General features: G+C 48.7%; 11 protein-coding genes. 4 read left to right on the top strand and 7 right to left on the bottom strand.

The window, feature by feature from the left end; translation table 11 throughout:
• A partial coding sequence (locus VIM87_RS13155) for a TrkA C-terminal domain-containing protein (protein WP_331997440.1) occupies positions 1-272 on the top strand: 272 nt, incomplete at its 5' end.
• Between the two features lie 238 nt (positions 273-510).
• Here the strand turns inward: VIM87_RS13155 and VIM87_RS13150 are convergent.
• Positions 511-1,326, bottom strand: a complete 816-nt coding sequence (locus VIM87_RS13150; protein ID WP_331997439.1) for a hypothetical protein — start codon at positions 1,324-1,326, stop codon at positions 511-513.
• 200 nt (positions 1,327-1,526) lie between these two features.
• On the opposite strand from VIM87_RS13150, the gene VIM87_RS13145 reads away from it, so the two are divergent.
• Positions 1,527-2,171: a hypothetical protein gene (locus VIM87_RS13145; RefSeq protein ID WP_331997438.1), complete on the top strand. Its 645-nt coding sequence runs from the start codon at positions 1,527-1,529 to the stop codon at positions 2,169-2,171.
• Between the two features lie 104 nt (positions 2,172-2,275).
• Here VIM87_RS13145 and VIM87_RS13140 read toward each other — a convergent pair whose 3' ends face one another.
• Positions 2,276-2,494, bottom strand: coding sequence for a hypothetical protein (locus VIM87_RS13140; RefSeq protein WP_331997437.1), 219 nt, complete (start codon positions 2,492-2,494; stop codon positions 2,276-2,278).
• Positions 2,495-2,741: 247 nt separating this feature from the next.
• Positions 2,742-3,002 carry a hypothetical protein gene (locus tag VIM87_RS13135; protein WP_089915942.1) on the bottom strand — a complete coding sequence of 87 codons (261 nt, stop codon included), beginning with the start codon at positions 3,000-3,002 and terminating at the stop codon, positions 2,742-2,744.
• Between the two features lie 605 nt (positions 3,003-3,607).
• Between VIM87_RS13135 and VIM87_RS13130 the strand changes: the two genes are divergently transcribed.
• Together VIM87_RS13130 and VIM87_RS13125 are read left to right on the top strand one after the other, a co-directional pair.
• Positions 3,608-5,032 (top strand): sugar porter family MFS transporter, encoded by a 1,425-nt coding sequence (locus VIM87_RS13130; protein ID WP_331997436.1) that lies wholly within the window; start codon positions 3,608-3,610, stop codon positions 5,030-5,032.
• A 38-nt stretch (positions 5,033-5,070) separates the two neighbouring features.
• Positions 5,071-8,385, top strand: coding sequence for a DUF5107 domain-containing protein (locus VIM87_RS13125; RefSeq protein WP_331997435.1), 3,315 nt, complete (start codon positions 5,071-5,073; stop codon positions 8,383-8,385).
• 121 nt (positions 8,386-8,506) lie between these two features.
• Here VIM87_RS13125 and VIM87_RS13120 read toward each other — a convergent pair whose 3' ends face one another.
• The 4 genes from VIM87_RS13120 to sufD all read right to left on the bottom strand — a co-directional run.
• On the bottom strand, positions 8,507-8,818 hold the full coding sequence (locus VIM87_RS13120; protein WP_331997434.1) for a DUF59 domain-containing protein: 312 nt from the start codon (positions 8,816-8,818) through the stop codon (positions 8,507-8,509).
• A 22-nt stretch (positions 8,819-8,840) separates the two neighbouring features.
• Positions 8,841-9,266, bottom strand: a complete 426-nt coding sequence (locus VIM87_RS13115; RefSeq protein WP_331997433.1) for a SufE family protein — start codon at positions 9,264-9,266, stop codon at positions 8,841-8,843.
• Between the two features lie 13 nt (positions 9,267-9,279).
• On the bottom strand, positions 9,280-10,530 hold the full coding sequence (locus VIM87_RS13110) for a cysteine desulfurase (protein WP_331997432.1): 1,251 nt from the start codon (positions 10,528-10,530) through the stop codon (positions 9,280-9,282).
• A gap of 163 nt (positions 10,531-10,693) precedes the next feature.
• On the bottom strand, positions 10,694-11,429 hold a 736-nt coding region (gene sufD, locus VIM87_RS13105; protein ID WP_331997431.1), incomplete at its 5' end, for a Fe-S cluster assembly protein SufD.

Raw genomic sequence — 11,429 nt, 5'->3', positions numbered from 1 at the left:
AGGCAGACGGCAGCTTAGAAGGAAAGACCATGCCGGGGCACGATATTGTATTACGCCGCTACCTGGTAAAGGAAGGCATGCCATTGTTCCGCAAAACCATCCGCGAAGCAGGTATACGGGAAAAAACACAGGGAATGGTATTGGGTATTGAACGCGGCGGGCAGCGTATCCTGAACCCTGAATCTACTACGGTATTGGAAGAAGGGGATATTGTGTGGGTAGCCGGAAGTGATAAAGGATTATCGGAATTCTTTAAGAGAACAGAAATATAATTACGAATTATCAATTACGAATTACGAATTGGGTACTGCATATGGCCAATACAACATAATCACATTCGTAATGCGTAATTAAATAATTCGTAGTTGAAATGGTCCTCCTCCTTTATATAGCAATCACATTCAATGACTGCCCGTTTTAGCGGGCATAATTTTGATAATTCATACTTCAACAAAGCAGCTTCATACGCTGCATTCAATTCGTAATTCGTAATTGACAATTCGTAATTCACTACTCGTAGCTCAACCGCGTAGTTTCCCTGCTTCCGTCAGCGCCATAAATGGCCGTTACGCTGGTTGGATATTGAGCGGAATTATATTCGTATTTATAGCTGGTCGTTGTTTTATCAGCACTCTGTGTGCTGATGATTTGTTCGGTTAGCACATTGTTGCTGGATAAAAAGGCCGGCATAATGTCGGTAATGTAACACAGCCCGTTTATGCGCTGCTGTGGATTCAGCTTTTTATCATAGCTATACAACACTGTGCTGCTAAGCGCAAAATTGCCACGGGTGCCCATTCTGCCGTAATTATCCAGCTGGATCACATTGCCTGCATTGTCCCAGGTGTAAGCCTGGTAGTTATGATTTTCAAAATGATTGTTTACGTTTTTGCCAAAAAAGTAACGGGCGGTGATATGGCCGGTTTCGTTATATACCAGCGAATCGTAAGCCTGGATAGTTCCTTCAGTATAATACCGGATCTTTTCTATGCGGCTGTAATCATCCGTGTAATCAAAAGAAGAAAAGACCTGGCTGTCTTCCCCGTTTGCCCGGTCAGATACCAGGGTGCTCACCAGGCGGCCGCTTTCATACACCGGAATGCGTATATCGGTATACGTTTCTTCTACGGTGCGTTGTATGCGGGTTAGCCTGCTGATGGCATGCTGCGCATTGTAAGTGATCAGTGTAGTACTGGCATGACTGTTAATAGCTTGCAGGAAGGGGCGGTCTGTATTACCCTCGTCAGTGTTCCGGAATGATGTTAATGCGATGGCAGCAACCGTGGCAACCAGGGCCACCCCCTCCTTAAAGCTGTTGGTCTTCATAGGTGTACAAGTCGGTTAATAGGAATATTGGAATAGTGACATTTCAAAAATAATAAAAAACAGTAATATGTAGGTATGGCATTTTAGTGGTATCTGTTTATGGGCGGGATGAACATTTTATGTACCGTGCTGTTATAATTATGACCATGCCATCCTGATGAGGAACCGTCATACGCTACAATTCACATAAAATAATCGTAATGAGAAAGTTGCGGGTTGTTATGCTGGGTATAGGCATTGTTTTGTGCGCCTGCTCAGGTTCCACACGTATTACCGGCTCCTGGAAAAACCCGGAAGCCAAACCAGCTGCAAAAAGTTATAACAGCGTTTTTATTGCTGCCATGATCCGCAATCCGGAAGTGCGCGTGAAGCTGGAAAATGCGCTGGCCGTGCAGGCGGATACGCGCAATATTAAACCCTTTAAGAGCACGGATTATTTATCTCCCCGTTTTGTAGAAACACGTATGCCGGAGCGGCAGGAGCTGGTACAGAAGATCCGGGCCAGCGGTGCACAAACTATTTTTACTGTGTCTTTATTGGATAAGCGTAGTGAAACCCGTTATGTACCGGGCGCCATTAACTATGCGCCGGTACCTGCCTATGGATGGTACCGCGGTTTTTATGCCTATTATGCGCACTGGTATCCCTGGGTATATGACCCGGGGTATTATGTAAAGGAAAGAACGTATTTCCTGGAGGCTAACCTTTATGATGCCGGTAATGAGCAGCTGCTATGGTCTGCCCAGTCTGAAACTATTAATCCCGCCAGTGTAGACCAGTTCGTGCAGGAATACCCGCAAAAGCTGGTTACACAGCTTTTTAAGGATGGGATCCTTAAAAATTAATAGATGTGCAAATATGCAGATGTGCAGATGATGAGAGTGATTTACTCATTTCCACATTATCATAATACCATCTGCACATCTGCATATTTGCACATCTGCACATTTTATTTGTACTTCATCGTAGTATCCTTCTTCTTCCAGTCCTTGTCCTTTTTCTTCATTTTGTCTCCTTTCATTTTGTGCTTTCTCATGGAAGTGTCCCGCATAGAGGTGTCCTGCTGGTATGCACTGGTTGCGGCAACATTATGGGGCATAGTGCCCTGGGCTATAACAAGGCCTCCAAAGGCCATTGCCAAGCCTAAAACGGTGAGATGCTTTTTCATGACTTAACTTTTTTATGATGAGTGATTAAATTTCCGTTACTTCCTTTCAGATGGGACGCTACCCGCTATCAGGGGTAATCCTTTGTCATTACAGGTGTAAACGGTTGCCAGGAGTAGAAGCGGTGATGTGGAATTTTAAACACGGATTGTAAACGAATTCCCCCCTTGCGTGTTAAAGCTGTACCCGGTGAATACATTTACAATCCATGTGTTTTCTGAATTTGAGGTCAATCAACAAGCGAGGTTCTTACTGATCTTTGTCATTACCTTGTTTAGGGTCCCATTCAATGTTGTCAGCTTCCTCGTCTGACAGATCATTCTCTTCGAGGTCCGCTTCATCCAGATCCGGCGTGTCATCATTTTCTTCATCTTCCTCATCTTCATTGGAGATATCCTGTGACCTCAGATCCTGGTCGTCCTGTGTGTTAAGACCAGAATTTTTGCTGTTGGAAGGGTCCTGCAGGTCATTGTCCTGCTGACGCGGTTCGGTTTGTTTTTTTGTTTGCATAATATAAATTTTAAAAGGTGATTGTTTTATTTCTCTTTCATAGTACCCTTCCTGCCACGGTAAGGCCATACGATATAAATGATCACGAGTAAAAGGAAAATACCCAGCACAACTAATGAAGTAAGCATAACATTGAGTTTTGGTTACACTATGCCTATACAAGCATCAGGCCAGCTCAAACAGCAGCAACCACAGGCGTAACACGCAAAATGGCCTAACCTTTTTAATGGACAATATTATTATCAGATTACAGGGGTGAAATGGAAGTGTGTCTTGGAATGCCTTAATTATAAAGGGTTTGAAGCGATTTTATATAGTGGTGGAGTGATGTACAAAAAACGCAGCTGACAGGAGGGTGAAAATGCGCACAGAAGTGGTAATAGCAGGCAATGGATACGCACACTATTATGGTAAAACGCCTGTTGATGCCCGTCAATACTGATGTTACAGCAAAGGAGGCCAGATGATTTGCAAAAGGTAGTACCCTTATAATAACTATGCAGCCGGTAAAGGTGAATGGCCAAAAAAAACAGAAAAATTGTCCATCAAATGAAAAAGAATCTCTATTGTCAGCAGGCTGGGGGATAACGTAATTTAGCGTTGTTATGAAAAATGATACATACAACCACCTTTACCTGTTTATTATTTCCATGATCTCCGCAATGGGCGGGTTCCTTTTTGGGTACGACTGGGTAGTGATAGGAGGGGCTAAACCTTTTTACGAACGCTTTTTTGGTATCACCCAATCACCGGCTGCACAGGGCTGGGCTATGAGCTGCGCCCTGGTAGGCTGTTTGGCAGGCGCGGCTATTTCCGGTATCCTCAGCGACCGGTATGGCCGTAAAAAATTGCTGATGCTGTCTGCTGCCTTGTTCCTGGTATCCTCCTGGCTTACAGGCGCAGCGCATTCTTTCCAGAGCTTTGTGGTGTATCGCATTATTGGGGGCATTGGTATTGGCCTGGCCTCTAACTTGTCGCCTATGTACATTGCAGAAGTTACACCGGCCCATTTGCGCGGCAAATATGTATCTATTAACCAGCTTACGCTGGTTATAGGCATACTGGCTGCGCAGATCTTTAACTGGCTGATCGCAGAACCGGTACCCAACGGGGCTACAGACGATTTCATCCTGCAATCCTGGAACGGGCAAACCGGCTGGCGTATTATGTTCTGGGCTGCGCTGGTGCCTTCTGCATTATTCCTGCTGCTGCTGATCTGGCTGCCGGAAAGCCCGCGCTGGCTGGCCACTAAAAATTATGGGGATAAAGCCCGGCAGGTGCTCGGCAAAATAGGCGGTGCAGCATATGCGGAGTCAGAGCTGCAGGCCATTACACAAACTGCGGACGGCGATACCCGCGTACGCCTGCAGCAGCTGCTGAAACCAGGCGTGTCGCGTATCCTGCTGATAGGGATCGTTATTGCGGCATTCCAGCAATGGTGCGGCATCAATGTTATTTTCAATTATGCAGAGGAAGTATTTGCCGCGGCCGGTTATGGCGTATCGCAAATACTGCTGAATATTGTGATCACCGGCGGCGTAAATTTAATATTTACACTGGTGGCCATGTATACGGTAGACCGTTGGGGCAGGCGCCGTTTAATGCTTATTGGGGCAGGCGGATTGGCTATGATCTACGCCATAATGGGGCTGTTATACTTTATGCACTTTAGCGGCTGGCCTTTGCTGCTGCTGGTGGTAATGGCTATTGGCTGCTATGCTATGTCGCTGGCGCCGGTAACCTGGGTGGTGCTGTCAGAGATCTTCCCCAACCGTTTACGGGGCAGTATGATGTCTATAGCCACCCTTTCCCTGTGGGCCGCCAGCTTTGGGCTTACATACACCTTCCCTTTGCTGAACAGCGCCCTGGGCGCCTCCGGCACGTTCTGGGGCTACGGGGTGATCTGCATTGCAGGCTTTATATTTATCAGGAGCTCTTTACCCGAAACAAAAGGCAAAACGCTGGAGGAAATAGAACAATCCATTGGCACAACAGCTACTGCAGACAACCGGCATTTTGCCGCTAATTAACAAGCGTACATTATCTCATTTAAATACAACAATTCGTTATGGAAGTTAAAGCCTGGCAGCAGGCCGTCCGCATCCCAACCTATGGTATCGGGCAGCCTGAGAAACATCCGGTATTCCTGGAAAAAAGAGTATACCAGGGCAGCAGCGGCGCCGTATACCCGTACCCGGTAGTAGAGAAAATATTGGATGAAAAAACGGACCAGGAGTGGCAGGCCGTTTTCCTGGAAAATGATTACCTGCTTATTATGATCCTGCCGGAACTGGGCGGCCGTATACAACGCGCCTATGATAAAGTAAAACAACGGCATTTTGTATATCATAACCAGGTTATAAAACCTGCGCTGGTAGGCCTTACAGGCCCGTGGATCTCCGGCGGTATTGAATTTAACTGGCCCCAGCACCACCGCCCCGGTACGTATGAGCCGGTTGACTGGAGCATTGAACATTTCCCGGATGGCAGCGTAACCGTATGGTGCAGTGAGCTGGAAAGGATGTTCCGCACCAAAGGCATGGCCGGCTTTACCCTGTACCCGGATAAGGCGTATATGGAAATAAAAGTGCAGCTCTATAACCGTACTCCATTGCCGCAAACCTTTTTATGGTGGGCTAACCCCGCAGTGCATGTGAATGAGCACTACCAGTCGGTATTTCCGCCGGATGTACATGCGGTGTTCGATCATGGCAAGCGTGATGTGTCGCGCTTTCCTGTAGCTACAGGCACTTATTATAAAGTGGATTATTCTGCGGGTGTAGATATTTCCCGCTACCGCAATATACCCGTGCCTACTTCTTACATGGCCATTACTTCCAGCTACGATTTTGTAGGCGGTTATGAGCATGATACGCAGGGCGGTTTGCTGCACGTAGCTAATCATCACGTATCGCCCGGTAAAAAGCAGTGGACCTGGGGTAACAGTGATTTTGGACTGGCCTGGGACCGCAACCTTACAGATGAAGACGGGCCTTATATAGAGCTGATGTGCGGTGTGTACACCGATAACCAGCCGGATTTTTCCTGGCTGATGCCCTATGAGGAGAAAAGCTTTACGCAATACTTTATGCCCTACAGCCAGGTAGGGCTGGTAAAAAATGCCAGCAAAGACCTGGTGATGAACCTGGAGGTAAGTAACGGCACCGCTATGCTGAAGCTTTACGCTACCGGCGTTTTCCCGCAAAGCCGCATTGTGCTGTATGATCAGGGTACGGAGATCTGGAGCCGCACAGCCGACCTGCTGCCCGCCGCTTACCTGGAAGAAGCCATTGCTTTAACAGATGCAGGCGAAAGCACCCGTTACCGCATTGCCATCTACAACCAGCAGGGTAAGCTAATGCTGGAATGGCAGCCTGCGCCGGATACTATACAAGCTATGCCCCTGGCAGCCCGCGCAGCACTGGCGCCGGCAGAGATAACGGAAATAGAACAGCTGTACCTTACCGGCCTGCACCTGGAACAATACCGGCATGCCACCTATAACCCGGTAGATTATTACCAGGAAGGCCTGCGCCGCGATCCCGGAGATGTGCGCTGCAATAATGCCCTGGGAAAATGGTACCTGCGCCGTTTGTTATTGGAGGATGCGGAAAAATGTTTCCGCCGTGCTATTGATACTTTAACCACCCGGAACCCCAACCCTTATGACGGGGAGCCTTATTATAACCTGGGCCTGTGCCTGCGCTGGCAGCAGCGGTTAACGGAAGCTTACGGTGCGTTTTATAAGGGCGCCTGGAATGCTGCCTGGCAACCTGCCGGTTACTACCAGCTGGCGCTGATCTCTGCTACCCAACAAAACTGGGACGCTGCGCTGGACGAAGCTACCCGCTCCCTGCACGGCAACTGGCGTCATCATAAAACACGCCACTTGCTGATCAGCATTTTACGGCAGCAGGGCAAACAGGCCGCAGCGCTGGAATTAGCCAACGCCTCCCTGCAGCTGGATCATTTTAATACCGGTGCGCACTTTGAAAAATACCTGCTTACGAACGATCAAAAAGTATTGCAGGAGCTGCAGGTATTGTTACGCGGCAACATTCACAACTATATAGAGTTTGCGCTGGACTACCAGGCTGCCGGCATGTATGCGGAGGCATTACAGCTGCTGCAAACCGGTATTGACCAGCAAAACAGCGTATATCCCTTAGCGTGGTATTTTATGGCATCTGCAGCCTGGGAAGCCGGCCAAACTGCCGCTGCGCACAATTACTGGAAAAAGGCCGCACAGGCTGCGCCGGACTATTGTTTCCCGCATCAGCAGGAGGCTGCCCTGGCCTTACAGCTGGCCATACAGCAGCACCCGGAGGATGCGCGTGCGCCTTATTACCTGGGTAACTACTGGTACCATTTCCGCCAGTATGAAAAAGCCATTGCCTGCTGGGAAAAAGCCCGGCAGCTGGATGACCGTTTTACCACCGTGCACCGCAACCTGGCCTTAGCGCTGTATAACAAGCGTAACCAGCCTGCAGAAGCCACCGCCAGCCTTGAAAAAGCTTTTGCGCTGGATGAAACCGACGCCCGCATTTGTATGGAGCTGGACCAACTGTATAAACGCCTGAATAAACCGGCCGCCACCCGCCTGCTTATGCTGGAAAAATACCCTGCACTGGTAAATGACCGTGACGATCTGTTCCTGGAAAGGATCACCTTATACAACCTGCTGGGCCGCCATCAGGAAGCGTATGACCTGCTGATGCAGCGTAACTTTCACCCCTGGGAAGGCGGTGAGGGAAAGGTAACTTTCCAGTATGTGTATAGCCTGGTTTCCATGGCTAAAGCGGCCATTAACGCTGCTGACTATACGAAAGCATTGCAGCTGCTGGAGCAGGCCCGCCAATACCCGCATAATCTGGGAGAAGGCAAGCTGTATGGCGCGCAGGAAAATGATATTGATTACTGGAGCGGCTGCGCCTATGTCGGTTTGGGAAAAACTGCAGAAGCCAAAGCCTGCTGGGAACGCGCCGCCACGGGGCAGGCCGTACCTTCGGCCGCTATGTATTATAACGATCAGCAGCCGGATAAGATCTTTTACCAGGGCCTGGCCCTGCTGCGGCTGAACCGTACTGCAGAAGCGCACAGCCGGTTTAATAAGCTGATAGATTATGGGGAGCAGCATTTATTTGATGAGGTGAAGATCGATTACTTTGCCGTGTCGCTGCCTGACCTGCTGATTTGGGATGATGACCTGAACCGCCGTAACCGCCTGCATTGCCACTACCTGATAGGTTTAGGGCAGCTGGGATTGGGTAAAAAGCCGCAGGCTAAAAAGATGTTTGAGCAGATCCTGACGGCAGATCAGTACCATACCGGTGCGCATATTCACCTGGGAATGGTGTTGCAGCCTGTTTTACAGTTAGGTTAAAGAAATGTAAAATCATAAATGTAAAATTTCAAATGTAAAAGTGAAATGCCGTGTACATGAGTTTGTACACGGCATTTCACTTTTACATTTATGGTTTAGAATTTTACATTCTTTTTGGTCTTTACATAAACCCAAGCTCCAGCCGGGCTTCGTCTGTCATCATTTCCTTGGTCCAGGGTGGATCAAAGGTAAGGTGCACATCCACATCGCTTACCCCTTCAATAGCACGCACCTTCTGATCTACCTCCATTATAATATCGCCGGCAACGGGGCAGCCAGGCGCGGTAAGGGTCATGGTGATGCCTATGCGGTTATTTTCGCCGATCTTGATTTCATATACCAGTCCCAGCTCAAAGATATTCACCGGTATCTCCGGGTCATATACGGTTCTGAGCGTGGCTTCTATCTGATCCCGTAAGCTAAGTTCTTCCATGTTTTTAGTATTGAGTTGTCCGTTAACTTTCCATTTTTGCCATATAGGCTACTGCATACAGCTTCATTTGTTTAAGCATGCTCAGTAAGCCGTTGGAGCGGGTAGGGGACAGGTGGCTGCGCAGGCCAATGGCGTCAATGAAATAGATCTCTGTAGTTGCAATCTCTTTAGGCGTGTGGCCGGAGAGTGCGGATATCATAAGGCTGATGAGGCCTTTGGTGATCACCGCGTCGCTGTCGCCGGTGAAATAAAGTTTACCGTCCTTTAATTCAGTATGCAGCCACACTCTTGACTGACAGCCTTTTATCAGGTTATCGTCGGTTTTATACTGCTCAGCTATCAGTGGCAGCTCTTTTCCCAGCTGAATAATGTATTCGTATTTATCCATCCATTCTTCCATCATGGAAAAATCCGCTACCAGCTCATCCTGTTTTTCGTTGATCGTCATTGTCGTCAGTTATTTAGCGCAGCATGGCGGCAGCCCTGTTCACGGCAGCTACCAGCTTGTCCACTTCTTCAAAAGTATTGTAAAAGGAGAGGGAGGCGCGTACGGTGCCGGGGATCTTAAACAGGTCCATCAAAGGTTCTGTACAATGGTGGCCCGTACGTACGGCAATGCCCTGTTTATCCAGCAGCTCGCCCAGGTCATAGGGATGAATATCATCCACCAGGAAAGAGATAGCGCCGGAGCGGTGTGCGGCCTGTCCTATAAAACGGATGCCGGGCACCTGCTGTAATGCCTGTAAGGCATATTCCATCAGCTGCTCTTCATATTGCTGTATTTTTTCCAGCCCTACCTGCTGCAGGTAGTTTAAGGCAGCAGCCAGGCCAATAGCGCCGGATACATCCGGGGTACCGGCTTCAAATTTATATGGGAGCTCGTTATAGATCGTTTTGGCAAAGGTAACGGTCTTGATCATGTCGCCACCGCCCTGGTAAGGGGGCATTTTATTCAGCCAGGCCTCTTTTCCATACAGCACGCCAATACCGGTAGGGCCGTATATTTTGTGGCCGGAAAAGGCCAGGAAATCGGGCTGCAGCGCCTGTACATCTATGGTAATGTGCTGAATGGCCTGCGCAGCATCCAGCAATACGGGTATATTACGTGCATGCGCCTGTGTAATAATGTCCTTTACCGGGTTAATGGTGCCCATGGTATTGGATACATAGGTTACGGCTATTATTTTCACACGCTCATCCAGCAGCCGGGAAAATTCGTCCATCAGCAGCTCGCCCCGTTCATTAATGGGGATCACCTTCAGCTCCGCGCCTTTTTCTTCGCAGATCATTTGCCAGGGAACAATGTTGGAGTGATGCTCCATAGCGGAGATCAGCACCACATCGCCTGCCTGTAAGAATGTGCGGCCAAAGCTGCTGGCTACCAGGTTAATGCTGTCGGTAGTGCCTTTGGTAAAAATAACTTCGTGGCTGTATTGTGCGTTGATGTAAGCGGCGGCAGTTTTGCGGGCTTCTTCGTAAGCGTCTGTGGCTTTCTGGCTCAGGTGGTGTACACCGCGGTGCACATTGCTGTTATACCCGGTATAATATTGCTCCAGCGTATCCAGCACTACCTGCGGCTTTTGGGTTGTAGCGCCATTATCAAAATACACTAACGGTAAACCATACACGGTGGCTTGCTGCAACAGCGGAAAATCTTTCCGGATGCGTGCTACGTCCAATGCCGGAGCGGTGAGAGTTGATACGTTGTCCATTTCAATTGCGAATTTTTCAATTACGAATTACGAATTACGAATTACGAATGATTGGAGCAATTGTATCGAAAGTAATAACCGCTTTCTTCTCATTGTTATTGAGATAGCTGTCGTACGCTAAGCTCAATTCGTAATTCGTAATTGACCAATTCGTAATTAATTATTAATTGCTGATCACAGTTCTGATCTCTTCTGTCAAATAGTGCTGCAGGGCGGGGATATGCACCTGGTCGGTGATATCAAAGGCAAATGCATTCACCAGCAGGTGCTTGGCGGCTTCTGCGCCAATACCGCGGGAGCGCAGGTAGAACAGGGATTCATCGCTGAACTGACCTACGGTAAAACCGTGGCTGCATTTTACATCATCTGCATATATTTCCAGCTGGGGCTGGGAGTTGATGGTGGCCTTTTCGCTCAGCAGCAGGTTGTTGTTCTGCTGGAAAGCATTGGTCTTTTGTGCATCCTGGTGTACATGTATACGGCCGGTGAATACGCTGTTGGCAGTATCCAGCAGCACGCCCTTGTACAGCTCGTTGCTGTTGCAATGGGGTACCAGGTGGTCTACAAAAGTATGATTGTCCACATGCTGATTGGCGTTAGCCAGGTACAGGCCATGCAGGTCTGTTTCCGTATAGCTGCCGGTCAGCGCTACGCTGGTGTTATTACGGATCAGGGTAGCCTGCGGCAATGCAAAATTATAGTGGTGGTAACGGCTGTAGGTTTCCTGCCGGGCAGCGGTTTGGTTTACGTACCGGCTGTTCTGTACAGCGTTCTGGATGTTGTAATGCCATAGTTCGGCATTTTCTTCCAGCACCACTTCGTTCACGCTGTTCACAAAGGCTACTGCATCATTATGCAGGCCCAGGGTGCTTTCTATTACCGTAGCCGATGCATGCGGA

Origin of the sequence: Chitinophaga sp. (genome assembly GCF_036569125.1) — a bacterium.
Lineage (GTDB): Bacteria > Bacteroidota > Bacteroidia > Chitinophagales > Chitinophagaceae > Chitinophaga.
This window is presented reverse-complemented; position numbering and strand designations above follow the sequence as displayed.

Excerpts from the sequence above, each read along its gene's own strand:
- VIM87_RS13145 (WP_331997438.1), top strand. The coding sequence starts at position 1,527 with ATGAGAAAGTTGCGGGTTGTTATGCTGGGTATAGGCATTGTTTTGTGC.
- VIM87_RS13115 (WP_331997433.1), bottom strand. The coding sequence starts at position 9,266 with ATGACGATCAACGAAAAACAGGATGAGCTGGTAGCGGATTTTTCCATG.
- VIM87_RS13150 (WP_331997439.1), bottom strand. The coding sequence starts at position 1,326 with ATGAAGACCAACAGCTTTAAGGAGGGGGTGGCCCTGGTTGCCACGGTT.
- VIM87_RS13130 (WP_331997436.1), top strand. The coding sequence starts at position 3,608 with ATGAAAAATGATACATACAACCACCTTTACCTGTTTATTATTTCCATG.
- VIM87_RS13110 (WP_331997432.1), bottom strand. The coding sequence starts at position 10,530 with ATGGACAACGTATCAACTCTCACCGCTCCGGCATTGGACGTAGCACGC.
- VIM87_RS13140 (WP_331997437.1), bottom strand. The coding sequence starts at position 2,494 with ATGAAAAAGCATCTCACCGTTTTAGGCTTGGCAATGGCCTTTGGAGGC.
- VIM87_RS13135 (WP_089915942.1), bottom strand. The coding sequence starts at position 3,002 with ATGCAAACAAAAAAACAAACCGAACCGCGTCAGCAGGACAATGACCTG.
- VIM87_RS13125 (WP_331997435.1), top strand. The coding sequence starts at position 5,071 with ATGGAAGTTAAAGCCTGGCAGCAGGCCGTCCGCATCCCAACCTATGGT.
- VIM87_RS13120 (WP_331997434.1), bottom strand. The coding sequence starts at position 8,818 with ATGGAAGAACTTAGCTTACGGGATCAGATAGAAGCCACGCTCAGAACC.